Below are 24546 nucleotides of genomic sequence, written 5' to 3'. Positions count from 1 at the left end.
CTCTCCTAGGGCAGGGTCCACTTCTGGTTGGCTCCGGTGTGGCAGGTCCACAGGTGGACCCGGGTGCCGTCGTTCCAGGTCGCGCCCTCGGCGTCCAGGCACTTGCCGGACTGCGCGTTCAGCACCGTCCCGTCGGCGCGCGCCTGCCACTTCTGGGCGCCGGTGCCGTTGCACGTCCACAGCTGGATCTTCGTGCCGTCCGCCGAGCCGCCGCCGCTCACGTCCAGGCACTTGGAGAGGGCGCGCACCGTGCCGTCACCGGGCAGCGTCCACTTCTGGCCCGCCGAGCCGTTGCAGGACCACAGCTGCGCCTGCGTACCGTCGGCCGACGAACCCCCCGCCACGTCCAGACACTTGCCGTTGACGCCCTTCACCTCACCCGTCCGGGTGGTGGGCGGAGGTGTGGTGGCCGCCGGTTTGATCCGGACGTTGCGGAACGAGACCTGGTCGCCGTCGCCGTGGTTCTGGAGGCCGATGTGGCCTTGGCGGAGGCTGCGGGCCGGGTCGGTGTTGGTGAAGTCGTTGATCTTGCGGCCGTTGAGGAAGACCTCCAGGCGTTCGCCCGTGACGCGGATCTCGTACGTGTTCCACTCCCCCGGCGGGTTCAGCGCGGCGTCGCGGGCGGCGGTGTCGGCCGACTTGAAGCCGTACACGGATCCCGTGGTGCGGTCGGGGGTGTCGGTGGCGTCGATCTGGATCTCGTAGCCGTTGTTCACCGCGGACCAGGGGTCGCCGGACGCCGGGAACCCGACGAGGACGCCGGAGTTGTCGTCGTCGGTCATGCGCCAGTCGAGCTTGAGGGAGTAGTCGCCGGTGAACTCCTTCGCGGAGTACCACAGCATGCCGAGGCCGCCCTGCGAGGTGAGCGTCCCGTCGGCGAGGGTGAAGGAGCCCGGGCCGGCCTGCTGCCAGCCCGCCGTGCCGGAGCCGTCGAAGAGCGCCGTGTAGCCGGACTCCGGGCGGCAGTCGGCCTCGGTCATGCCCGCGGCCCAGCGGATGCCGCCCAGCAGGTGGCGGCGGAAGGCCGGCTCGGTGTAGGACGCCTCGGTGTGGCCGCCGCCGGTGTAGAAGGCGCGGCCGCCCTGGTAGTCCTTGCACCAGGAGATCGGATGGTCGCCGGCCATGTTCCCGCCGGTGTAGCTCGTCTCGTCGAGCGAGGCGAGGACGTGGGCGGTGGCGCGCGGGTTGGTGCGGTAGTTGTACCACTCGTCGAACCGCTGCCAGCTCGCGCCCAGGTGGGCGGTGGCGTCGTGCGCGCGGTCCTCGACCTTGAGGGTGGCGGTCTGGTTGTGCGGGTGGGAGTGGAACAGCGCCCCGGCGAGGCCCGCGTAGAAGGGCCAGTCGTACTCGGTGTCGGCGGCCGCGTGGATGCCGACGTAGCCGCCTCCGCCCTGGACGTACCCCTCGAACGCCGTCTGCTGCGTGGCGTTCAGCACGTCACCGGTGGTGGAGAGGAAGACGACGGCCTTGTACTGGGCGAGGTTGCCGGTGGTGAAGGCCTGGGCGTCCTCGGTGGCGTCCACGGTGAAGTTGTGGGCGCCGCCGAGCTCGCGCAGCGCGCCGATCCCCTCGTCGATGGAGGAGTGGCGGAAGCCCGCCGTCTTCGAGAAGACGAGGACCTTGTACGCGGGGTCGGCGGCGGCTTCCCGAGGCACCGCCGCGTGAGGAACCGCCGCGGGGGCGGCGGAAGCCACCGGGGCCGCGAGTGCGCCCGCCGTGCACAGCAGTGCGCCGGCGAGCCAGGAGCCTGCCTTGAGTAACGTGTTGCGTCGCATGGTGTGACACCTCCTTCTCTGTGGCGGGGTTACGGCAGCGTCCACTTCTGGTTGGCTCCGGTGTGGCAGGTCCACAGGTGGACCCGGGTGCCGTCGTTCCAGGTCGCGCCCTCGGCGTCCAGGCACTTGCCGGACTGCGCGTTCAGCACCGTCCCGTCGGCGCGCGCCTGCCACTTCTGGGCGCCGGTGCCGTTGCACGTCCACAGCTGGATCTTCGTGCCGTCCGCCGAGCCGCCGCCGCTCACGTCCAGGCACTTGGAGAGGGCGCGCACCGTGCCGTCACCGGGCAGCGTCCACTTCTGGCCCGCCGAGCCGTTGCAGGACCACAGCTGCGCCTGCGTACCGTCGGCCGACGAACCCCCCGCCACGTCCAGACACTTGCCGTTGACGCCCTTCACCTCACCCGTCCGGGTGCCGGTGCCCGTGGTGGTGAAGTGGAAGTCGTCCACGTCGAAGAGCGCGCCCGTGCCGCCCTTGAAGACGAGGTGGAGGGTGGTGGAGGAGGCGGGCCGGTTGGTCAGCGGGGTGGTGACCTCCTGGAAGGTCTCCCAGCCGCCGGTGACGGGCACCGTCACCGTGCCCAGCAGGGTGCCGGTGGGCGAGCCGGCGCGTACCTCGATGGTGCCGCCCGTCCCGCCGGAGGAGACGCGGGCGGTGAACCGCTCGGCGTCGTCGAGCGCGTACGGCGTGAAGGAGATCCAGTCGCCGTTGTCGATGTAGCCGACCGTCTTGCCGCCGTGGGCGGCGGTGTGGCTGACGACCTGGACGCCCGAGGACCCGCCGTAGTGCTCGGCCTGCCGGTGGCTGGGCTGGCTGATGTGCTGGTCGTGGCTGGTGAGCGCGGGCTGTCCGTTCGCGCCCTTGTCGGTGTACTCGGCGTCCCAGACGCCGAACACGTTGGCGTTCGGGTCGTGTTCGCCGTCCGCGATGGTCTGCACGGTGCCGGAGCAGCCGGTCGCCGAGGTCTGCGGGTGGCCGTGGCTGTCGTGGCCGAGGATGAAGGTGACCTTGACCTTGGAGCAGTCGATGGTTCCGTCCTCGGGGTCGGTCACGGTGACCTTGAAGGGGACCGCCGCGCCGGGGTCGATGATCCGCCCGTCCACGGGCAGTTCGAGCTTCACGGTGGGTGCCGTGTTGCCGACGGTCACCTGGACGGAGGCGCCGGCGCTGCGGCCCGTGGAGTCGGAGACGGTGAGGGTGGCGGTGTACTGGCCGTTGGCCGTGTACGTGTGGGACGGGTTCGCGGCGGTCGAGACGGCGCCGTCGCCGAAGGTCCAGCGGTAGGTGAGCGGGTCGCCGTCGGGGTCGGAGCTGCCCGCGGAGGAGAAGGCCACGGTGAGCGGGGCCTTGCCGGAGGTGCGGTCGGCCTTGGCCTGGGCGACCGGGGAGCGGCCTCCGGTGATGTGCTCGATGCGGTACAGCGCGGAGTTCGCGTCACCGTTGAAGTAGCCGGTGCCGTAGTCGAGGACGTACAGGGCGCCGTCCGGGCCGAAGGCCATGTCCATCACCTGGGTGCCGCTCCAGGGGAAGGCGTTGATGGACTGGACGGTGCCGTCGGCGGTCTGCGCGATGCGCTTGATCCACTTGCGGCCGAACTCGCCGGCGAAGAAGTTGCCGTCGTAGCTCTGCGGGAACTTCACGGGCGAGGTGGAGGCGGCGTCGTAGCGGTAGACCGGTCCTCCCATGGGGGACTCGGAGCCGCTGCCGAACTCGGGGACCGAGCCGCCGTCGTACGGGATCCACGCGGGCTGCGCGGGCGGCAGGTCGGTCAGGCCGGTGTTGCGGGGCGAGGTGTTCTTCGGGGCGGTGCAGGAGAAGGCCGCGCCGGAGGTGCCGGTGGCGAAGTCGAAGTCGGTGTAGGCGGCGTTCTTGCCGACACAGTAGGGCCAGCCGTAGTTGCCCGCCTTGGTGATGCGGTTGAACTCGACCTGTCCGGCGGGTCCGCGCGAGGGGTTCGCGGTGCCCGCGTCCGGTCCGTAGTCGCCGAGGTAGACGGTGCCGGTCGCCTTGTCGACGCTCATCCGGAACGGGTTGCGGAAGCCCATGGCGTAGATCTCGGGGCGGGTCCGCGCGGTGCCGGGCGCGAAGAGGTTGCCGGCCGGGATGGTGTACGAGCCGTCGGCGGCCACCTTGATGCGCAGGACCTTGCCGCGCAGGTCGTTGGTGTTGCCGCTGGAGCGCTGGGCGTCGTACGCGGGGTTGCGCGAGGCGCGCTCGTCGATCGGGGTGTAGCCGTCGGAGGCGAAGGGGTTGGAGTCGTCGCCGGTCGACAGGTACAGGTTGCCCTGCGCGTCGAAGTCGATGTCGCCACCGACGTGGCAGCAGATGCCCCGGCTCGCGGGCACGTCGAGGATCTTCTTCTCGCTGCTGGTGTTCAGGGTGCCGTCGGCGTTGAGGGTGAAGCGGGAGAGCCGGTTCACACCGTCGTACGGGGCGAAGTCGGCGGCGGTGCCGTCGGCCGGGGCGTCGCCGGCCGGGGTGGTGAGCTTGGGGGCGTAGTAGAGGTAGACGTGCCGGTTGGAGGCGAAGGCCGGATCCACGCCGACGCCCTGGAGGCCCTCCTCGTCGTGGGTGTAGACGTCGAGCTTGCCCGAGACCTTGGTGGTGCCGGCGGCGTCGGTGAGGCGCAGGGTGCCGTCGCGCGAGGTGTGCAGCACCGAGCGGTCGGGGAGCACCGCCATGGTCATGGGCTCGCCCATTTCGGCCACCCCCTTGGCGAGGGTGACCTGCTGGAACTCCTCGGCCGCGGCGGCCTGGGCGGCCTGGGCCGCCTCGGGGGCGGGCGGCGCCGCCGCGGCCGGCCCGGCGGGGGCGAGGAGCGCGCCGCCCAGCAGCGCGGCGAGGAGGAGGGCCGGGGTCCGACGTAATCCGGAGGGTGCGGAGGGCAGGAACGATCGGAACGGTTTTTTGCGCACAGAGTCTCCCGTGAGGTGTCCGTGGGGGTCGGCAGGCCGGGGAAGGGGCCTGCCGGGGGAGCACCGGCGCGCGCCGTCGCGCCGAAGGTCACCGGCCGTCGACTCATGACCGGTTCATTTCAAGGAAGTTAGCGGGCTTGGTCCGGGCGCGTAACCCCTTTCGCAGGCGGATTCCCCACTTCTTCCGCGCGCAGGACAAAGCGCCCGGCGGGCCGGTGGGCCCGCCGGGCGTGGTGGTCCGGTTTCAGCCCAGGTACACGCGGGCCGCCGCGATCGGGCGGTCGGCCGCCTTGCGGGGGGTCGAGGAGTTGACGCTCCAGCGGTAGCCGGCGAAGAGCTTCGTGGTGGGGTCCGCGTAGAAGACCATGTGGCCGTAGCCGACGCCGTTGTGCTCCGTCCAGCCGGTGGGGGCGCCGGCCGCCTCCTCGATACGGGTGTCGGGGAAGGCGCGGTACGTCGCCTCGGCGCCCGCGGAGGCGCCCGGGTTTCCGTGCGGGTCGCTGGTGCAGTCGACGATCTCGAAGACGTACGGGATGACGCCTTCGCCGACCTGGCTGTCCACCGATGACGCCAGCGTGCCCTTGCGCTCGCGGATCATGACGATGTGCCCGGTGTACGGCTCGGTGGTGACGTCCGCGTCGTAGTCGAAGGCGACCAGGTCTCCGGGCCGGAGGTTGACCGGCTTGGTGACTCCGGTGAAGTGCGGGATGGTCGCCGCGTTCGCGAAGCCCTCGCGGAACTTCTCGGCCGTCGGGTAGAACTTGCCGGCCTCGGTCTTGAAGTGCTCGGCGAAGTACTCCCTGGTGGCCCAGCCGTACGCCGTTCCGGTGCCGTAGGCGCGCTGCAGGACCATCGTCAGGAACGACGAGCACTGGGCGAGCGCGGAGAACTGCTCGGGGTGGCCGGGCGCGCCCCAGGCCAGCGCGGAGTTCTCGTCCGGGAACTGTCCCGCCGTCTTGTAGCGGTTGGCGCCGTCGCTCCAGGGCCGCATCCGCAGGTACTCGACGAGGGTTTCGGCCTCTATCTGGTGCGGGAGCTTGAGCTGGTACGGGTCGGGCGCCGGCGCGTCGGCGGCGGACGCGGTGCCCGCCGCCGGGCCGGCCGCCAGTGCGGCGCCCGCGCCGGCGGTGGAGGCCAGCAGTCTTCTGCGGCTGAGCGAGTGACGTGACATGGATGTTCCCCCCAGGGTCGGATGATCGGAATGATCCCCGGGATCCTATGTGCAGGGGCGTTACGTGAGCGCGGCTCCCCGCCCCACGAGCATCGCCACGTCGATGGCCGCCACGACGATCGCCGCCCGGAACGGCGCCTCGGCGCGGCGGCGCCCGGCGAGCGCGCCGACCGCGGAGGCGAGGACGGCCGCCGACAACCCGAGCAGGCCCGCGAGACCGGAGCCGCCGCCGGACAGCGCGGCCACGGCGGACGCCGCCACCAGTGGAACCGGCATCAGCGCCCGCGCCCGGGCGGGGCCGAGCCGCTGGGGCCAGCCGCGTACCCCCGCGGCGAGGTCCGACGGGATGTCGGGCAGCACGTTGCCCAGGTGCGCGCCCACGCCCAGCAACGCGCCGCAGACGGCCACCCACCACGCGGGCCACGGGCTCCCCGGCAGGGCGAGCGCGACGAAGGAGGGCAGGGCGGCGAAGCCGAGCGCGTACGGCAGCCAGGACAGCACGGTCGCCTTCACGCCCAGGTTGTACGCCCACGCGGCGGCGACACCGGCGAGGTGGACGCTTCCGGCGAGCGGGCCGCAGGCCAGGGAGAGCGGCACGCTGAGCGCCAGGGCCACCAGGGCCGCGGCCCGTACGGCCGTCACGCCCACCGCGCCGGACACCACCGGCTTGGCGTACCGCTCGGCGGCGCGGTCGCGCCGGGCGTCGACGGCGTCGTTGCTCCAGCCCACCGACAGCTGGCCCGCGAGCACCGCGGCCGCCAGCAGCAGGCAGCCGCGCCGGTCGTGCCCGGCGGTGGCGGCCAGCGCCGCGACCAGCAGGGTGACGGCCGCCGTGGGCAGCGGGTGACAGGCCCTCAGCAGCCCGCCGCAGGCGCGGAGGGCGCGGCGCCGGGCGCGTACGGCATGAGCGTCGGCATGGGCGTCGGCATCGGTACCGGTCTGGTCGGTGCCGGCCTGGTCGGTGGTGGCACGCACGCGGTGATCGTAGGCGCCCAACGGGCGATCAGCGGTACGACGGCGCCGGGCGGTGGCAGGCATAGGGGCACGACGCCCTCCCGACCTGGAGCCCTGATGACGCGGATCGCAGCCGTCCACGGAGTCGTGGCGCCGCACCGGCACGCCCAGCGCGAGATCACCGACATGGTGGCCCGCGCCTGCCTGCCCGCCGGTGCCGACCGGCGCGCGCTCGACCGTCTGCACCGCGGTGCCCGGGTGAACACGCGTCACACGCTGCTGCCGCTGGACCGCTACGGCGAGTTCGACGACTTCGGCAAGGTCAACGACGTCTTCATCGCGGGCGCCGTCGAGCTCGGCGCCGAGGCCGTCGCGGGGGCGCTGCGCGAGGCGGGCCTGTCGCCGCGCGATGTCGACCTGCTGGTCTTCACGTCCGTCACCGGTATCGCCGCGCCGTCCGTGGACGCCCGGCTGGCCGGGCGCCTCGGGATGCGGCCGGACGTCAAACGGCTGCCGGTCTTCGGGCTGGGCTGCGTGGCGGGCGCGGCCGGGCTCGCCCGGGTGCACGACTACCTGCTGGGCCGCCCGCACGACGTGGCGGTGCTGCTCTCCGTCGAACTGTGCTCCCTGACCTTGCAGCGGGCGGACGCGTCACCGGCCAACCTGATCGCGACCGCGCTGTTCGGCGACGGAGCCGCTGCCGTCGTCGCCTGCGGTGCCCGACGGCAGCCGGCGGCCGGATCCGCGCCGACCGTGGTGGCCAGCCGCAGCCGGCTGTATCCGGACACCGAGCGGCTGCTGGGCTGGGACGTCACCGCCTCCGGCTTCCGCGTCGTCCTCGATCCCGCCGTCCCCGAACTCGTACGCAAGAACCTCGCCGAGGACGTCGACGCCTTCCTCGCCGACCAGGGGCTGGGGCGGCAGGACGTGACGGCGTGGGTGTGCCATGCCGGTGGGCCCCGGATCCTGGACGCGGTCGCGGAGGCGCTCGACCTGCCGGGGTGCGCCCTGGACGTGAGCCGGCGCTCGCTCGCCGAGGTCGGCAACCTGTCGTCCGCCTCGGTGCTGCACGTCCTGCGCGACACCCTGGCGTCCGGCTCCGGACGGCCGCCGTCGGGCACGCCCGGGCTGTTGCTCGCGATGGGGCCCGGCTTCTGTACCGAACTGGTCCTGCTGCGCTGGTGAACCGGCGAACCGGGGAATCGGGCATCGGGGAGACGGACTCGGGAGATTCGGGAGAGGAACAACATGGTCTGGTACGCGGTGCTGGTGCTGGCCGTCGGCGTGGAGCGCGTCGCGGAGCTCGTGGTCGCCCGTCGCCACACGCGCTGGAGTCTCGCGCGCGGCGCCGTCGAGTCCGGCCGGGGCCACTACCCGGTGATGGTGGTGCTCCACACCGGGCTGCTCGTCGGCTGCCTCGCCGAGGTGTGGGCCGCCGGGCGCCCGTTCCCGCCCGTGCTCGGCTGGGCCATGGTGGCCGTCGTCGTGGCGGCGCAGGCCCTGCGCTGGTGGTGCGTGTACACGCTGGGGCCGCGCTGGAACACCCGGGTGTTCGTCGTGCCCGGCCTGCCGCTGGTGTCCGGGGGCCCGTACCGGTGGCTGCGCCACCCGAACTACGTGGCGGTGGTCGTCGAGGGCCTGGCGCTGCCGCTGGTGCACGGGGCGTGGGTGACGGCGGTGCTGTTCACGGTGGCCAACGGCGTGCTGCTGTCCGTACGGATCCGGTGCGAGGAGGCGGCGCTGGGGTCGGTGCCGGGGCCGGCGCCGGGCGTGGAGGCCGTCCGGTGATCGACCTGCTGGTGGCGGGCGGCGGTCCCGCCGGGCTCGCCGCGGCGATCCACGCGGCGCTCGCCGGCTGGGAGGCCGTCGTGGTGGAGCCGCGCCCGGGGCCGGTGGACAAGGCGTGCGGCGAGGGTGTCATGCCGGGCGGCGTGCGGTCCCTGCGTGCGCTGGGCATCGCCCCGGCGGGGCGGGAGCTGCGCGGCATCCGGTACGTCGACGGGCCTCACCGGGCGCAGGCGGCCTTCCGGGACGGCACGGGCCTGGGCGTGCGCCGCACCGTCCTGCACGCGGCGCTGGCGGGCCGGGCCGCCGAGCTGGGGGTCCGGGTCGTGGAGGGCAGGGCGGGCGACGTACGGCAGGACGCGGACGGGGTGAGCGCCGCGGGGCTGCGGGCGCGGTGGCTGGTCGCCGCCGACGGCCTGCACTCCCCCGTGCGGCGCGCCCTCGGCCTGGAGCTGCCGGGCCTCCGGCTGCCCCGGCGCTACGGCCTGCGGCGGCACTACCGGGTGGCGCCGTGGTCGGACTTCGTGGAGGTGCACTGGTCGCCGTACGGGGAGGCGTATGTGACACCGGTGGCCGACGACCTGGTGGGCGTGGCGGTGCTGAGCACGGTGAGACGCGGCTACGACCTGCACCTGGGCGCTTACCCCGAGGTGGCCGGCCGGCTGCGCGGCGCGGCCCCGACGAGCGCCGTGCGGGGCGCCGGGCCGCTACGGCAGCGGGTGCGCGCCCGGGTGGCCGGCCGCGTGCTGCTCGTCGGGGACGCGGCCGGGTACGTGGACGCCCTCACCGGCGAGGGCGTGGCGCTCGCGCTGGCGTCGGCCGAGGCGGCGGTGGCGTGCCTGCGGGCGGGGCGCCCGCGCGCGTACGAAGGGGCCTGGCGGCGGCTGTCGCGTCGGCACCGGCTGCTGACCGAGGCACTGGTGCGGCTCAGCTACCGGCCGGGCACCGCCCGTCTGGTCGTACCGGTGGCGTCCCGGCTGCCGCCGCTTTTCGCGGCGGGGGTGCACGCACTGCGCTGAGAGGTTCGGCAGGCACGGCCCTTGCGGAGGGAGCGGTCGCCGGGCGGATACTTGACGGGTGGACATCTCCGCGCCGGGCCTCACCGAGCTGCGGGAGCGGCTCGGCACCAGCCTGTTCACCCGGGTCGCCGGCCCCGCCGGCCGGGAGAACCGCGCCCGTATCCACGGCACGCCGGGGCCCCGCTGGTTCGGCCCGGACCGGCCGATCCGCCGAGTCCACGGCGACGCCTCGATGTTCATCGGTGGGCTGCGCGCGCTGCTGCTGCAGTCGCTGCACCCGCTGGCCATGGCCGCCGTGGCGGGCCACTCCGACTACCGCGGCGACCCCTGGGGACGCCTCCAGCGCACCAGCACCTTCCTCGCGATGACGACGTACGGCGCCGCCGAGGACGCCCAGCGGGCGGTGGACCGCGTCCGCGCCGTGCACGAGCGGGTCAAGGGCGTCACCGCCGACGGGGAGCCGTACCACGCCGCCGACCCGCACCTGCTGGCGTGGGTGCACGTCGCCGAGGTGGACAGCTTCCTGAGCGCCCATCAGCGCTACGGCGCGCACCCGCTGGACGCCGAGGGCTGCGACGCGTACGTCGCCGACACGGCACGCGTCGCGGCCGCGCTCGGGGTGGTGGACCCGCCCCGCGATCTGGCCGGGCTCACCGAGCGGCTGGCCGCCTACCGCCCGGAGCTGCGCGCCACGCCGGAGGCGCGCGAGGCGGCGCGCTTCCTCCTGCTGCGCCCGCCGCTGCCCGCGCTCGCCCGCGGCCCGTACGCCGTCCTCGCCGCGAACGCCGTCTCCACGCTGCCGCGGTGGGCGCGGGGGCTGCTGCGGCTGCCGTACCTGCCGGTGGTGGAGGCAGCCTGCGTACGGCCCGGCGGACATGCGCTGACCCGGACGATCCGGTGGGCGCTGGCTCCCCCGCCGCCCACGCCGGCCACGCCTCCCCCGCGGTGAGATCCGCGAGGAAGGCGGAGCGCCGGTGCGCGTGACCGGATCCACGGACCCGGGAGGAACGCGGAGGCCGAGCCGCTGACCTGCGCATACCTCGGGGAGGGCGCGACGGCCACCCCGCACGCGGACACCCGCGAGAGTTGGTTAGGCTCACCTAAGTTATTCTCGTGAAGGAGCCGTATGCCGACCGTGTCCCCGCAGCACCCCGTCATATCCGAGGGGCACCCCCGGCGCTGGCTCATCCTGGGCGTCATCTGTCTGGCGCAGCTCGTGGTGATCCTCGACAACACCATCCTCAACGTCGCCGTGCCCACCCTCACCCGGGACCTCGGCGCCTCCGCCGCCGACGTCCAGTGGGTCATCAACGCCTACGCGCTGGTCCAGTCGGGCCTGCTGCTCACGGCGGGCGGCGCGGCGGACCGCTACGGGCGCAAGCGGATGCTCCTGACCGGGCTCGCGCTGTTCGGGCTGGGCTCCCTGGCGGCCGGGCTGGCCCAGTCCACCGACCAGTTGATCGCCGCCCGCGCCGGAATGGGCGTCGGCGCGGCCCTGCTGCTGACCACCACGCTCGCCGTCGCACTCCAGGTCTTCCCCGAGCCGGAGCGCGTACGGGCCATCGGCATCTGGGCCGCCGTCAACGCCCTGGGCTTCGCCGCCGGGCCGCTGGTGGGCGGCGTGGTCCTCGCCCACTTCTGGTGGGGCGCCCTCTTCCTGGTCAACCTACCGGTGGTCGCGCTCGGGCTCGTCGCGGCCGCCGTGCTCGTACCGGAGAGCACCGCTCCGGGCGGGGCGCGCCCCGACCTGCCGGGCGCGCTGCTGTCCACCGTGGGCATGGCCTCGCTCGTCTACGTCGTCATCACGGGGCCCGAACACGGCTGGACCTCGGGGCCGGTGCTCGTGGGCGCGGCCGTCGTCGCCGTCACCGCGACCGCCTTCGTACGGTGGGAGCGCCGCGTCGCGCATCCCATGCTGGACCTGGGCTTCTTCCGCGACCGCACCTTCACCGGCGCCATCGCCGGGGCCCTGCTGATCACCTTCGGCAGCGGGGGCGCGCTGTATCTGCTGACCCAGCAGCTGCAGTTCGTGCACGGGTACGACGCGCTGGAGGCGGGGCTGCGCACGGCGCCGTTCGCGCTGACGGTCGTGCTGCTGAACTTCACGGGTGTCGCGGCCCGCGCCAGCCGGGCCGTGGGCATCCCTGGCTCCGTCGCCCTCGGCATGGGCCTGCTCGCGGCCGGCCTCGCGGTCGTCGCGGTGCTCGACTCCCAGGGCTCGGGCTACGGGGGCATGCTCGCCGGGCTGCTCCTGATGGGGGCGGGCTGCGCGCTGGCGAACCCGGCCATGGCGGTGGCCGTCCTGAACGCGATCCCGCGCGAGAAGGCGGGCGTCGGCGCGGGCATCGAGGGCACGGTCACCGAGTTCGGCAACGGCCTCGGCGTCGCCGTCCACGGCGCGGTGCTCAACTCCCGCTTCGCCGCGCTCGTTCCGGTCCCGGCCGCCGCCTCGCTCCCGGCGGCGCTGGCCGCGGCGGACTCGGCGGACGAGCGGCAGCAGGTCGCGGACGCGTTCGCCTCCGGCCTGGTCACCAGCCAGCTGGTCGGTGCGACGGCCGTACTCCTGGGCGGCCTGCTGGCCGCGGCGCTGCTGCGGCGCGCGGAGCGGGGGACGAACGCCCCGGCGGAGCCGGCCCCCGAGTCCCCGGAGGCGCCCGCGGAGGCCGCGTCGGTCTGAGCGGACCTACGCCGCCTCTTCCGCGGCCCCCGTCAGGACGGCGCGGTGGACGGCGCGAGCCAGCCGGGCGCCCCAGAGTGAGCGGGGGCCGGCGAAGGCGTGCGGTTCCTCGCCGGGGCGGGGGGCGCGTGCGGCGACGCATACGGCGTCCGTGGGCGTGCCCGAGCAGTCGTACCCGGCGTCGAGCAGGGCCTGGACCTTCGCCTCGGTGGCGGTGGCCACCGCGTTGACGAGGGCGGCGTCGGTGAGGGCGGCCGGGACGGCGGCGACGATGTTGATCGTCCCGGCGGCCGGCGGGCCGGCCGCGCCCTCCTGCGGTGAGGCGGCCCAGGTGGACACGCCCAGGCCCACGGTGACGGCCGCTTCCACGCCGCCGTCGGCGGCGTGGGCGCATCGCGTGACGTCCGCGGCCGTCATCAGCCCGACGCCGTCGCCACGGGCACCGGCGCGGTGGGCGAGCGCGGTCAGGTGGCGGGCGGGGTCGGTACGGCGGTAGCCGTGCGGCACCTGGGCGTTCAGGACCCAGGCGCGTTCCCCGATGCCGCCGCCCAGCACGGCGCTACTGGCCATCCGCCAGCCGTCTCCCGCACGCCACACCAGCGCCGGGAGCCGTATGCCGTCCTCCACATGCCAGAGCCGCTCCATGTCCAGGGCGGGCGGACGCGGCGCGTGGGAGGTGAGGGTGGTGGACACCGGCGGCTACTCCTCGGGCGTGGGGGGGGCGGATGCGGCGGAACCGGCTGATCCTACGCGCGCTCGCGCCCGCGCCCTTTCACGCCCCTCGCCGGTGGAGGCCGTCCAGGAGGGCCAGGTCGTCCTCGGACAGGCGCAGGGCGCCGGCGGCCACGTTGGCGGTGAGGTGGTCCGGGTCTCCCGTACCGGGGATGGCGAGCACGTGCGGTCCGCGGTGCAGCGTCCAGGCGAGTCGGACCTGCGCCGTGCTCACGCCGTGGGCGCGCGCCACGGCGAGCACCTCGTCGCCGTCCGCGCCACTGGCACCCGCGTCGCGCCCGGTGCCGGCGATCGAATAGAACGGCACGAACGCGATCCCCTGCTCGCCGCAGTCGCGCACGAACGCGTCGTGGTCGGGGCGTACGCCGATGCCGTACTGGTTCTGTACGCACACCACCGGCGCGATGGCCCGCGCCTCGGCGAGCTGTTCGGGGGTGACGTTGGAGACACCGAGGTGGCGGACGAGTCCGGCGTCCCGCAGCTCGGCCAAGGCGCCGAAGCGGTCGGCGATCGAACGGTTCCCGAGCATGCGCAGGTTGACCACGTCGAGGTGGTCGCGGCCGAGCTGGCGCAGGTTCTCCTCCACCTGGCCCCGCAGCTGCTCGGGTTCGGCGTGCCACCACTCCCCCGAGGGGTCGCGATGCGGCCCGACCTTGGTGGTGATGACGAGGTCGTCCGGGTAGGGGGCCAGTGCCCGGTTGATCAGCTCGTTGGCGGAGCGCAGCCGGGAGAAGTAGAACGCGGCCGTGTCGATGTGGTTCACGCCGAGCTCGACCGCGCGGCGCAGCACGGCGATCGCCTGGTCACGGTCGCGGGGAGCGGCGTCGGGCGCGAACGCCTCGCCGGTCTGCGGCAGGCGCATGGCGCCGAAGCCCATGCGGTTGATCTCCAGGTCGCCGAGTTTCCAGGTGCCCGACGCCGCCGCGGTGATGGTGTGTGAGGTCATCCCGGGATGATCTCCCAACGGCCGGAAACCCGCCAGGGACAGGGATGTTCGTCACTTCTGCTGCGCGTGACGCGACCCGGGGCGTCCGGTCACGGCCGTACGGCCCACCGCCGCCGCCAGTTTGCGCAGTCGGCGCCAGTCCAGCGCGGGGGGCGCCTCGGGCACGCCGGGCCGCAGCCGCGGTACGCGGACGCGCAGCGCGCCCGGTGCGACGCGGCAGTGGACGGGGGCGGGGAGGACCAGGGCCTCGCCGTCGATGCCGACCTGGATCGTCGGGCTGTCGGCGTCGACGACGACCTCGCGGGCGGTGAGCGCCGTGAGCCCGTTGGCCTCCGGGTCGAGCAGCAGCCCTGCGGCCGCGACGGCGCCGTCCACGCGGACGCCGAGGACGCCGAGGAGCCCGGAGTCGAGCCGCTCGCGGCGGCCGAGGCCGAACGGGTCGTCCCTGCGGTAGGGGTTGTTGCTCACGAGCACGGCTTGCGGGCCGGTGAGCGTCGTGCCTCCGGCGCGGGCGGTCAGCCGGGGCCCGCTCTGCCGGGTGAGCAGGTCGGGCAGCATGTCCAGCGCCGTGCCCACCTTGTCCTCGCGGTAGTCCGGGCTCTGAACGACGGCCCCGTAGACGCCGAAGGAGACGTTGTTGACGAAGGGGCGCCCGCCGGCGAACCCGAGGTCGACCCGGAGTTCCACGCCGTCGGTGAGCGCGTCCAGGCAGGCGGCCGGGTCGTCGCGGTCGAGGCCGAGGTCCATCGCGAAGTGGTTGCGGGTCCCGGCGGCGATGACCAGGAACGGCACTCCGTGCTCGGCGGCGACGGCGGCCACCAGTGCCTGGGTGCCGTCGCCGCCCGCGACGCCCAGCAGGTCCGCGCCGCCCGCCACCGCCCGCCGGGCCAGCTCCGCGACGTCCTGGTGCCGCACCGGGTCGAGCAGCACCACGCGCGCGCCGAGCCGCTCGGCCTTCTCGCTCAGGCGGAAGCGCTCCACCTTCGCGCCGCCGGAACGCGGGTTCATGAACAGGACGGCACGGCGCGGCGGCGGCGTACGCAGCTCCCTGGCCCGTACGGGACGCAGGCCGGTGCTCCGCAGCGCGTACCGCCCGGTCCACACGGCCACCACCCACAGGGCGAGGGACACCACGAGGGCTCGCAGCAGGCCGGCGGCCGCGAACAGGCCGATGAGCGCGAGAGGTGTCGCCGCCGCCAGCGCGGCGGCCGCCGCGCGTACCGCTCCGCGTGTCGTCAGCGCCCACCACAGGGCGGCCGCCGTGGCGGCCAGGCCGGCGACGCCGACGAGGAGCAGCAGGACGCCGCCGACGCCCGCGTACAGCAGCGGCATCAGCGCCGCGAGCGCCGCCGAGACCAGGGACGCCCTGGCCGCCCACCGCTGCGCGCGCTGCACCCGCCCGTGCGCGTCCCACCCGGCCCTCATGCGCCGCCCCTCCCCTCGCCTCAGGACATCGTAGGAGCGGCGGGCCGTGTGCGTTATGCGGCGCCGGGCGGAGGAGTGTCCTGTGACGCCGGGGCAACGCCGTCGTCGAGGATGACGCTGATGGGCTCCCCGGGGCCGCCGACCCCCATGAGCCGGTCCGCGATGCGTGCGTAGACGGTGGCGGCCATGGCCCACTGTGCGCCGAGCGCGTCGGCGTCGGCGCGGGTGTGCCACACCTCGATGAGCAGGGCGATCAGGGACATGCCCGACACCGTGGCCCGCAGCCTGCCTCCGCCGAGGTCTTCGACCTGATGCGGCGTACGGAAGTGGGGATGGGGAGCGGCGAGCTCGGCGAGGAACTCCCAGTGGTGCTGGTGCATGACCAGCTCCGCCCTGGCCAGACCGGCCGCCTTCATCAGCAGCACGCCGTGGGAGACCTCCCCCTCGGGCGGCGCCTCGGCGCCTTCGGTCCCCGCGGCCGCCGCCGGGCCCGGAGGCACGCGCTCGCCGCGGTAGGCCGCCTCGATGGCGCTCTTGAGCCCCGCGTGCCTGGCGGGGCGGCCGTTCCGTCCGGCCGGCCCGTCGCACCCGGTGCCCTCGGGGTGTTCGTCGTCGCGTTCCATCGTCCCCTCCTGGTGGTCGTCGTGACGCTCGTCGTGCTCGCCGGTGACGCCGCTGCCGCTGGTGACGGTGCTGCCGTCGACGGCCGGCCGAGGCGCGGCGGCGAGGCGGTCCAGGCCCTCGGCGACGTCGCGCCGCAGGGTGCGGACCTCCGCCGTCAGGCCGTCCAGGGCGGCGAGCGCGTCGTCCTGCCGCTGCTGCAGATCCCGGCCGTCCCGGCGCAGGTCCGCGGCGGCGGCGTCCACCGCTTCACGGGTGCGTTGGTGCTCGGCCCGGATGACGCATCCCAGAGGGACGGCGGGCTCGACCGGCCTCGCGCGACCCCTGCCGAACAGGCGTTTCCACCCCACGTAACCCCCCGGTCACTTGCCGTAGTCAGCGGTCCGATCATGCCCGCGCGGCCCCCGCGCGACGCGGCGTTTTTCAGCCGCCGCAGCGCCGGTACGGCGGGGCCCCGTGGGGGTGGTGAGCCTGGGGGGACCCTCATGAACGATCAAATTTTCATGGGGTTAGCATATGAGCGCCGCCTAGCTCGAAAGATGGACCTGTGACTGTCAACGACGACTCGTTCACCAATTGGAAGACCCGCGAGGAGATCGCGGAGTCGATGATCCCGATGATCGGGAAGCTGCACCGGGAGCGGGACGTCACCGTCCTGCTGCACAGCCGCTCCTTGGTGAACAAGTCGGTGGTCAGCATTCTCAAGACCCACCGATTCGCCCGGCAGATCGCCGGTGAGGAACTCTCCGTCACCGAGACGCTGCCCTTCCTGCGCGCGCTCACCACGCTCGACCTGGGCCCGTCCCAGATTGACATCGGCATGCTCGCCGCGACGTACAAGACCGACGGCCGCGGCCTGTCGGTGGAGGAATTCACCGCCGACGCCGTCTCCGGCGCCACGGGCGAGAACAAGACCGCGTGCCGTGAGCCGCGCGACGTCGTCCTCTACGGCTTCGGCCGCATCGGCCGCCTCGTGGCCCGCCTGCTGATCGAGAAGACCGGCTCCGGCAACGGCCTGCGGCTGCGTGCCATCGTCGTCCGCCGCGGCGGCGACCAGGACATCGTCAAGCGCGCCTCGCTGCTGCGCCGCGACTCGATCCACGGCCAGTTCCAGGGCACGATCACCGTCGACGAGGCGAACAGCACGATCATCGCCAACGGCAACGAGATCAAGGTCATCTACGCCAACGACCCGAGCGAGGTCGACTACACGGCGTACGGCGTCAAGAACGCCATCCTCATCGACAACACCGGCAAGTGGCGCGACCGCGAGGGCCTGTCGAAGCACCTGCGTCCGGGCATCGACAAGGTCGTCCTGACGGCGCCGGGCAAGGGCGACGTCCCGAACATCGTCCACGGCGTCAACCACGACACGATCAAGCCGGACGAGCAGATCCTGTCCTGCGCGTCCTGCACCACCAACGCGATCGTGCCGCCGCTGAAGGCGATGGCGGACGAGTACGGCGTCCTGCGCGGTCACGTGGAGACGGTCCACTCGTTCACCAACGACCAGAACCTGCTGGACAACTACCACAAGGCCGACCGCCGCGGCCGCTCCGCGCCGCTCAACATGGTGATCACCGAGACCGGTGCCGCCTCGGCCGTCGCCAAGGCGCTGCCCGACCTCAAGGCGCCGATCACCGGCAGCTCGATCCGCGTCCCGGTGCCGGACGTCTCGATCGCGATCCTCAGCCTGCGGCTCGGGCGCGAGACGACCCGCGAGGAGGTCCTCGACTACCTCCGCAACGTGTCGCTGACCTCGCCGCTGAAGCGCCAGATCGACTTCATCACCGCCCCCGACGCGGTGTCGAGCGACTTCATCGGCTCGCGCCACGCGTCGATCGTCGACGCCGGCGCCACCAAGGTCGACGGCGACAACGCGATCCTCTACCTCTGGTACGACAACGAGTTCGGCTACTCCTGCCAGGTCGTCCGCGTCGTCCAGCACGTCTCCGGGGTGGAGTACCCGACCTACCCGGCCCCCGCGGCCTGATCCCCGCACGGTCCGCCGCGGCGGCGCGCCTCGTCGGCGCCCGCCGCGGCGGTTGTCTTTCCTCCGTAAAACGAGGCTGACAGATCATCAGCGGCGTGGTTACGATGCCGGGGATGAACTACTTCTCCTCGTATGGATTGGGGGACTCGTTCGCTCAGGGTGAGTGCTGATGGCACCTCACTTCGCGAACGGGATTCCGACCCGCCTGTTGATGTGGCAGCGCGTGCGCGCGTACGCCGTGCCACCGTCCATGATCGAGACCGCGACCGCACGGCGTGCGGCGGGTGACTGGGCGGGGGCATGCGCCGCCGCCCGGATCGACGTCGATCTCGATCTGCGCGCCGTGCGCGACCGCCACGGCACCGAACTGACCACCCGCCTCCGTGCGGACCTGCGCCGGCTGGCGCCGGATCTGCTCCGCTGGCACATGCCCCGGATCGCCCCCGACGGGCGGCTCCGGCCCGGCCTCACCCTCTCGCTGGCCCGTTACGGGAGCACCGGCGGCCCGTCGCCGCAGCTGGTGGTGCGGACACCGCCGGCCTGGGCGGACGCCGGACAGCGGATGTCCCTCGCGCTGTGGGAGGGGCCCGTCGACGGCACTCCCTGGGACCGTCCGCACCCGCATCCGCACCCCGACCGGCGCTTCCGGCTGGACCTGCACCGGCACCTCTGGGACGCCGCGCACAGCGGCGAACTGGCGCGGCGGTGCGGGGTAGACGCGCCGCCGGCAGCCGGCGATCCGTTCGCCGCGCACAGGGCCGCCGCGCACTGGGCCGCCGAGGCGGAGCTGTTGCTGCGGGCCGAAGGGCGCCCCGCTCGCGGGGCCTTCACCGTACGGCTCGGTGCGCGGAGCCGCGCCGTGCTGGAACTCGTCGCTCCCGACGACAGCCATGCCCCGGTGGTGCGGCCGCTGCGGGAGGCGCTGCCGCCGCACGAGGCCGCGGCGCTCCCGGTGCTGCCGGAGGCGGCGGTCCGGGTCCTGCCGGATCTTGAGCTGCTGCGGGCCGGGCTGATCACGCCCGAGCGGCTGCACCCGCTCGTCGCGGCGGCACTGGCGGCGGACGGTCCGGTCGCCGCGTACGGCTCCGCGCCCGCGGACGGCCCGGGGCCGGGAGTCGGCCCCCGGTCCGGTGATCCGCACCGGGTGGAGTGCCGGGGCGAGGTCCACCGGATCGCGCTGCGGGACGGCGTGCTGACCGCGGTCGATCACGATCCCGACCAACTGCGCCGCGAGGCGCTCCTGGTGGCGCTCGGCGGGCCGGCGCTGCCCTGTCTGAGGGCCATCGACGCGGTGCACCGCCGGCCGGAGGCGCTGCCCGCGGTGCGGGAGCGGCTCCGCCACGGTGACGTCGCCGGGGCGCTGGCCGTCGTCGAGGGCCTGCTCGGGCCGGGCGCGGTCCTGCGCGACGGGCCGCTCCGGGACGAGCTGCGGGCGGCCGCGGTCCGCCGCGTCGACCACGGGCTCTTCCGCTCGGGGCTGGTCGCCGTCCACCCCGCGGCCGGCACGCGGTCCGCGGAGGCGGACCGCCGGCCCCGGCTCGACCGCCGTACGCCTCTCGAGGTGCGCCGCAAGCGCGGCAGCCGGACCCGGCCCCGGACCGGCCTGACCGCCTGACGGCTGCTTCGTTCCCTTTCGGTTGCGGCGCATCGAGCGCCGCACGTCTTGAACTCGACCTCCGGGACGGTCCGTCCCGCTCCCTTCTCCCACCCCAGGTGATGCCCATGACCTCCAGCACGCTCCTGCCCGCCGCGGCCGCCGGCAGCTCCGCGACCGACGCCCAGCTCGCCGTCGCCGACGACCTCCTCACCCTCCTGCGGACCACCACCACCGAGCCGCGCCCCGACGAGCAGCTCGAAGCGCTCACCCTGGCCGTCGCGGCCGACCTGCCCGTCCTGCTCTGGGGCGAGCCGGGCATCGGCAAGACCGCGGCCCTGACGCAGCTCGCCGCCACGCTCGACCTGCCGCTCACGACGGTGATCGCCAGCGTCCACGAACCGTCCGACTTCTCCGGGCTGCCCATCGTGGGCGACGACCCGGCGGTGCGGGGCGTGCCGATGGCGCCGCCGCAGTGGGCGGTGGAGCTCGTACGGGCGGGCCGGGGGCTGCTCTTCCTCGACGAGCTGTCCACCGCCACCCCGGCCGTCCAGGCCGCGCTGCTCCGGGTCGTCCTGGAGCGGAGGGTCGGTGAGCTGCGACTGCCTCCGGGGGTACGGATCGTGGCCGCCGCCAATCCGCGCGCGTCGGCCGCGGACGGCTGGGAGCTGAGCCCGCCGCTGGCCAACCGGTTCGTGCACCTGTACTGGGTGCACGACCGGGAGGTGGTGGTGCGCGGGCTCGGCGGCGTCTGGCCCCGGGCGGAACTGCCCCGGCTGGTGCCGGAGCTCCTGCCGGAAGCGGTGACCTTCGCCCGGCGCGCGGTCTGCGGCTTCCTGAAGGCCCGGCCGACGCTGATCCACCGGCTGCCGAGCACCGAGACGCGGCGCGGCGGCGCCTGGCCCTCGCCCCGGAGCTGGGAGGCGGCGCTGACCCTGCTCGCCTTCGGTACGGCGGCCTCCGTCTCCCGGGAGGTGCTGGCTCTGCTGGTGCGCGGCGCCGTGGGTGACGGGCCGGGGCTGGAACTCCTCGCCCATCTCGACCGGATGGACCTGCCGGACCCGGAGGCGCTGCTGGCCGATCCCGCCGCCGCCGAGCTGCCGGAGCGGGGCGACCTGCGCCAGGCGACGCTGGAGGCGGTGGTGGCCGCCGTCGGGGCGCGGCCGGAGCGGGAGCGGTGGGAGGCGGGGTGGGCGGTGCTCGTCCGGGCGCTGGAGACGGGCGCCCCGGACCTGCTGGTCGCCCCGGCGACGACGCTGGCGGCGCTGCGGCGCAACGACTGGGAGGTGCCGGACGCCGTGGAGCGGCTGACCAGCGTGATCGGTCTCGCCCAGCGGGCGGACCGGTCGGTGGGACGCGCCACGGCGGCGACCGGCGCCGGAACCGCGGCAGGGGCGCGCCGATGACGGAGCCCGCTCAGCGCCCGGACCCGCTGCACGCGCCACACCCGGCCCCGCGCCCGGCCTCGGGCCCCCGCCCCGGTCCGCACGCGAGACCGCTGCAGGTCCCGCGCCCGCTGCCTCGCCCGATGTCCCGGCCCGCGCCGCCGCGCCCGGTGCGGCCCACGCCGCCGGAGCCGCCGCCGGGCTCGGGCGGGTCGGCCGACGGGCCCGTACCCGTACTGCCGCTGGACTGGGAGAAGTTGCTCACCGCCCGGCTCCACGCGGTGAAGGTCCGCCCCTATCTCGCCGACGCGCTCTTCGCGCTGCACGTGGTGGAGGACCGGTCGGTGCCGACGATGGCGGTGGACGCGCACTGGCGCTGCTACGCCTCCCCCGCCTTCGTGGCCCGCACCCCGGTGGAGGAGCTGGCGGGTGTCTGGGTGCACGAGGTCTCCCATCTGCTCCGGGACCACCACGGGCGGGGCGAGCGGTACGCGCGGGAGCACGAGGCGTACGGCGCGGGCGAGCGGCTGCGGCGCAACATCGCCGCGGACTTCGAGATCAACGACGACATCTACGGTGACGGCCTGCCCATGCCGACCGGCGTGGTGCTGCCGAAGATGCTGCGGCTGCCCGAGGGCCTGCTGATGGAGGAGTACCTGCGGACGGCGTCGATGTCCGGGCTCGCCGCGGAGCTCGCCTGGCTGGACTGCGGCAGCGGGGCCGACGGGCAGGAGCGGCCCTGGGAGTTGGGGGCCGACGGGGCACACGGCCTGAGCAGGCAGCAGCGGGACGCGGTCCGCTTCCGGGTCGCGGAGGGCATCAAGGGCAAGCCGGGCAGCGCGCCGGAGGGGTGGCGCCGGTGGGCGGAGGAGGCGTTCCATCCTCCGCAGCCGTGGCGGAAGTTGCTGGGTGCGGCGGTGCGCTCGGCGGTCGGGGCGCCGGGGGTGGGCGAGAACCACAGCTACCGGCGCCCGTCCCGGCGCTCGGCCGGCGTTCCCGGGGTGCTGCTGCCGAGCCTGCGCCGTACGCCGCCCCGGGTCTGCGTCGTGATCGACGCCTCCGGGTCGGTCAGCGACGCCGAGCTCGGCAGCGCGCTGCTGGAGGTGGCGGCGATCTCGCGGGCGGTGGGCGGGCGGCGCGACCTGGTCTCGGTGATCTCCTGCGACGCGGCGGCCCGGGTCGCCGTCCCGCTCTGCCGCGCCGAGAGCATGGAACTGATCGGCGGCGGAGGGACGGACCTGCGCTCCGGTTTCGCCCGGGCGCTCCGCTCCGGGCCGCGCCCGGACGTCATCGTCGCCCTGACGGACGGTCAGACTCCGTGGCCCTCCGCGCCCCCGCCCTGCCGCACCGTCGTCGGTCTCTTCCCCCGCCCCGCCCGGGCCACGAGTGAGAGGAACCCCGACTACGTCCCGGACACCCCGCCGCCGTGGGCGCGTGTCGTCACCATCGGCTGAGCGAGCCCGGTGGCGCGGCGCTCTCCCGTTGGCTCAGCCCTGCGCGGCCCGGTCGGCGTCCGAGTCGGCGTCCTGCGGATACCAGCGCAGTTCGACGGTGTTGCCGTCGGGGTCCCTGACGTAGACGGACTGGGCGGTGCCCCGGGCGCCGAAGCGGCTGACCGGGCCCTCCAGGACGTCGAACCGGCCGGAGTCGATGACCTCCTGCCAGTCCACGGGGTCCACCACCAGGCAGATGTGGTCCACGTTGGACTCGCCGCGGGGGCGCTGCAACAAGTCGATGATCATCGTCGGGCTGACCCGTACGGACGGGAACGGCACCTTGCCGGCCCGCCACTCCTCGACCCGTACCGGCTCCAGGCCGAGGGGTCCGCAGTAGAACTCCAGGGACCGCTCGACGTCCTCCACATTGAGCACCACGTGGTCGAAATCCTTGACCCTCACAGGGCCACCCCCTCCAGTGGTCCGGGCCGCACGGCCGGGACCGCTCGTACGACGGACGGACGGTCTCCCGGTGTTACGGGTGACCGTCCGCCCACAGTAGCGAGGTGCCCTGTCAGCTGACGCCGGGCACCAGCCCGAGCACGGGTGCCACCGGCGCGACGAGCTGCCGAAGCTCGCCGAGGCGATGCACCCCGCCGAGCCCGCCGAGCTGCCGGCTCAGCCTCGGCACCTCGGAGCGGCGCTCCGGGGGCACGGAGCTCACCAGCAGTTCATCGACCTGGCTGAGGAGGGACGGCCCCTGCGGCCCGATGGGAAGGGCGGCCGCGTCCGCCGTGGGGGCGGTCAGCGCGGAGGTTGCGGCGGCGAGGGCGAGGGAGGCGAATACGCGTTGGGTCTTGGTCACGACCGGACCAACGCCGTGCCCCGGCGGAGGATGCGGCCCGCTACGCCATAGGGGTGCGGTGCGGCCTCGCCTCCTTGACCACCGCGCCGCCGTACACCCGGGCGCCCGGTCCGGCGCCTGCGGGACACCGGCCCGTCCCCGGCCGGTAAAGTCACCGGCGGGTACGAAGGACCTGATCAGGCTCGGGTGGGAGGCGTGGCGAGTGAAGCGGCCGACGATGGCGGACATCGCGCGTCGCGCCGGCGTCTCCAAGGTCGCCGTCTCGTACGCCCTCAATGACCGGCCCGGCGTGTCCGACGCCACCCGGGCGGCCGTCAAGGCCATCGCGGAGGAGCTCGGCTGGCGTCCCAACAGCGCCGCCAGGGTGCTCGGCGGGGCGCGGGCCCAGTCGGTCGGGCTGGTCGTGCGGCGGCCGGCGCGCACGCTGGGTGTCGAGCCCTTCTTCATGGAGTTCGTCAGCGGCATCGAGAGCGTCCTGTCCGCGCGGTCGTACGCGCTGATGCTGCAGATGGTCGATTCCCACGAGCAGGAGAGCGCGGTCCACCGGCGGTGGTGGGGCGAGGGTCGGGTGGACGGCGTCTTCCTGGTGGACCTGCACTCCGCGGACCCGCGCGTGCGGGCGGTCGAGGAGATGGGTCTGCCCGCCGTCGTCGTCGGCCCTCCGGAGACCTCGATGTCCCTCCCGTCGGTGTGGTCCGACGACGGCGAGAGCATGCGCGAGATCGTGCGCTACCTCGCCGCGCTCGGCCACCGGCGGGTCGCCCGGGTGGCGGGCCCCGCCGCGCTGGCCCACACGGCCGCGCGCGACGCGGTGATGCTGGACGTCTGCCGGGAGGCGGGCCTGCCGGGCCCCGCGATCGTCCACACCGACTACACGGGCGACGAAGGGGCGCGCGCGGCACGGCGCCTGCTGATCGGGCCGGACCGCCCCACCGCGATGGTCTTCGACAACGACATCATGGCGGTGGCGGCCCTGTCGGTGGCCCAGGAGCTGCGCCTCGACATCCCGGGCGACCTGTCCATCGTGGCCTGGGACGAGTCGCCCCTCACGCAGGTCGTCCGCCCCGCGCTGTCCGCCGTGTCCCGGGACATCCCGGCCTACGGGGCCCATGCCGCCGAGGCGCTGCTCTCCCTCATCGCCGGTGAGTCCGTCACCGATGTGCGGGAGGCCCACGCCCGGCTCGTGCCGAGGGGCAGCACCTCCCCTCCTGCGCGTACCGGTGCCGCCTGACGGTGACGGCCCATGACCGTCC

At 74.4% G+C, this 24546-nt stretch carries 20 protein-coding genes; 10 read left to right on the top strand and 10 right to left on the bottom strand.

The features are described from left to right. Window positions 1-5: 5 nt before the first annotated feature. The 4 genes from ACIRNI_RS21080 to ACIRNI_RS21065 all read right to left on the bottom strand — a co-directional run bounded on the left by ACIRNI_RS21080 (window position 6) and on the right by ACIRNI_RS21065 (window position 6836). The gene (locus tag ACIRNI_RS21080; RefSeq protein ID WP_403553111.1) at window positions 6-1775 is read right to left on the bottom strand and encodes a ThuA domain-containing protein; all 1770 of its coding nucleotides are present in this window, start codon (window positions 1773-1775) and stop codon (window positions 6-8) included. A gap of 29 nt (window positions 1776-1804) precedes the next feature. Then, window positions 1805-4663 (bottom strand): PQQ-dependent sugar dehydrogenase, encoded by a 2859-nt coding sequence (locus ACIRNI_RS21075; protein ID WP_403553285.1) that lies wholly within the window; start codon window positions 4661-4663, stop codon window positions 1805-1807. Window positions 4664-4934: 271 nt separating this feature from the next. Beyond that, complete coding sequence (locus ACIRNI_RS21070) at window positions 4935-5861, bottom strand: hypothetical protein (RefSeq protein ID WP_403553110.1); 927 nt, start codon at window positions 5859-5861, stop codon at window positions 4935-4937. A gap of 60 nt (window positions 5862-5921) precedes the next feature. Further along, the gene (locus ACIRNI_RS21065) at window positions 5922-6836 is read right to left on the bottom strand and encodes a UbiA family prenyltransferase (protein ID WP_403553108.1); all 915 of its coding nucleotides are present in this window, start codon (window positions 6834-6836) and stop codon (window positions 5922-5924) included. Window positions 6837-6932: 96 nt separating this feature from the next. On the opposite strand from ACIRNI_RS21065, the gene ACIRNI_RS21060 reads away from it, so the two are divergent. The 5 genes from ACIRNI_RS21060 (at window position 6933) to ACIRNI_RS21040 (ending at window position 12296) form a co-directional block, all read left to right on the top strand. Continuing rightward, on the top strand, window positions 6933-8000 hold the full coding sequence (locus tag ACIRNI_RS21060; RefSeq protein ID WP_403553107.1) for a type III polyketide synthase: 1068 nt from the start codon (window positions 6933-6935) through the stop codon (window positions 7998-8000). A gap of 63 nt (window positions 8001-8063) precedes the next feature. Next, window positions 8064-8603: an isoprenylcysteine carboxyl methyltransferase family protein gene (locus ACIRNI_RS21055; protein WP_403553105.1), complete on the top strand. Its 540-nt coding sequence runs from the start codon at window positions 8064-8066 to the stop codon at window positions 8601-8603. Continuing rightward, on the top strand, window positions 8600-9619 hold the full coding sequence (locus ACIRNI_RS21050) for an NAD(P)/FAD-dependent oxidoreductase (protein ID WP_403553103.1): 1020 nt from the start codon (window positions 8600-8602) through the stop codon (window positions 9617-9619). The genes ACIRNI_RS21055 and ACIRNI_RS21050 overlap by 4 nt, the downstream gene beginning before the upstream one ends. 58 nt (window positions 9620-9677) lie before the next feature. After that, window positions 9678-10568, top strand: coding sequence for an oxygenase MpaB family protein (locus tag ACIRNI_RS21045; RefSeq protein ID WP_403553101.1), 891 nt, complete (start codon window positions 9678-9680; stop codon window positions 10566-10568). A gap of 177 nt (window positions 10569-10745) precedes the next feature. Then, a complete protein-coding gene (locus ACIRNI_RS21040) occupies window positions 10746-12296 on the top strand; it encodes an MFS transporter (RefSeq protein ID WP_403553099.1) in 1551 nt (516 codons plus the stop codon). Between the two features lie 6 nt (window positions 12297-12302). Here the strand turns inward: ACIRNI_RS21040 and ACIRNI_RS21035 are convergent, their stop codons facing one another. From ACIRNI_RS21035 to ACIRNI_RS21020, 4 genes are all read right to left on the bottom strand, one after another. After that, entirely contained in the window at window positions 12303-12941 is a 639-nt protein-coding gene (locus ACIRNI_RS21035; protein ID WP_403553283.1) for an adenosylcobinamide amidohydrolase, read from the bottom strand. Between the two features lie 127 nt (window positions 12942-13068). Further along, complete coding sequence (locus ACIRNI_RS21030) at window positions 13069-13974, bottom strand: oxidoreductase (RefSeq protein ID WP_403553097.1); 906 nt, start codon at window positions 13972-13974, stop codon at window positions 13069-13071. A 51-nt stretch (window positions 13975-14025) separates the two neighbouring features. Next, the gene (locus tag ACIRNI_RS21025; RefSeq protein WP_403553095.1) at window positions 14026-15399 is read right to left on the bottom strand and encodes a diacylglycerol/lipid kinase family protein; all 1374 of its coding nucleotides are present in this window, start codon (window positions 15397-15399) and stop codon (window positions 14026-14028) included. Between the two features lie 53 nt (window positions 15400-15452). Continuing rightward, the gene (locus tag ACIRNI_RS21020; protein ID WP_403553093.1) at window positions 15453-16265 is read right to left on the bottom strand and encodes a hypothetical protein; all 813 of its coding nucleotides are present in this window, start codon (window positions 16263-16265) and stop codon (window positions 15453-15455) included. 302 nt (window positions 16266-16567) lie between these two features. On the opposite strand from ACIRNI_RS21020, the gene ACIRNI_RS21015 reads away from it, so the two are divergent. From ACIRNI_RS21015 to ACIRNI_RS21000, 4 genes are all read left to right on the top strand, one after another. Beyond that, a complete protein-coding gene (locus ACIRNI_RS21015; RefSeq protein WP_403553091.1) occupies window positions 16568-18013 on the top strand; it encodes a glyceraldehyde-3-phosphate dehydrogenase in 1446 nt (481 codons plus the stop codon). Between the two features lie 169 nt (window positions 18014-18182). After that, window positions 18183-19628: a hypothetical protein gene (locus ACIRNI_RS21010; RefSeq protein WP_403553089.1), complete on the top strand. Its 1446-nt coding sequence runs from the start codon at window positions 18183-18185 to the stop codon at window positions 19626-19628. Window positions 19629-19735: 107 nt separating this feature from the next. Next, complete coding sequence (locus tag ACIRNI_RS21005; protein ID WP_403553087.1) at window positions 19736-21013, top strand: AAA family ATPase; 1278 nt, start codon at window positions 19736-19738, stop codon at window positions 21011-21013. A gap of 122 nt (window positions 21014-21135) precedes the next feature. After that, window positions 21136-22446 carry a VWA-like domain-containing protein gene (locus tag ACIRNI_RS21000; RefSeq protein WP_403553085.1) on the top strand — a complete coding sequence of 437 codons (1311 nt, stop codon included), beginning with the start codon at window positions 21136-21138 and terminating at the stop codon, window positions 22444-22446. Between the two features lie 33 nt (window positions 22447-22479). Here ACIRNI_RS21000 and ACIRNI_RS20995 read toward each other — a convergent pair whose 3' ends face one another. Continuing rightward, a complete protein-coding gene (locus tag ACIRNI_RS20995) occupies window positions 22480-22890 on the bottom strand; it encodes a VOC family protein (RefSeq protein ID WP_403553083.1) in 411 nt (136 codons plus the stop codon). Window positions 22891-23002: 112 nt separating this feature from the next. After that, complete coding sequence (locus ACIRNI_RS20990) at window positions 23003-23293, bottom strand: hypothetical protein (protein ID WP_403553081.1); 291 nt, start codon at window positions 23291-23293, stop codon at window positions 23003-23005. Window positions 23294-23495: 202 nt separating this feature from the next. Between ACIRNI_RS20990 and ACIRNI_RS20985 the strand changes: the two genes are divergently transcribed. Beyond that, complete coding sequence (locus tag ACIRNI_RS20985) at window positions 23496-24524, top strand: LacI family DNA-binding transcriptional regulator (protein ID WP_403553079.1); 1029 nt, start codon at window positions 23496-23498, stop codon at window positions 24522-24524. Window positions 24525-24546 lie beyond the last annotated feature (22 nt).

The organism is Streptomyces sp. NPDC093546, assembly GCF_044765045.1.
Taxonomy (GTDB): domain Bacteria; phylum Actinomycetota; class Actinomycetes; order Streptomycetales; family Streptomycetaceae; genus Streptomyces.
This window is presented reverse-complemented; position numbering and strand designations above follow the sequence as displayed.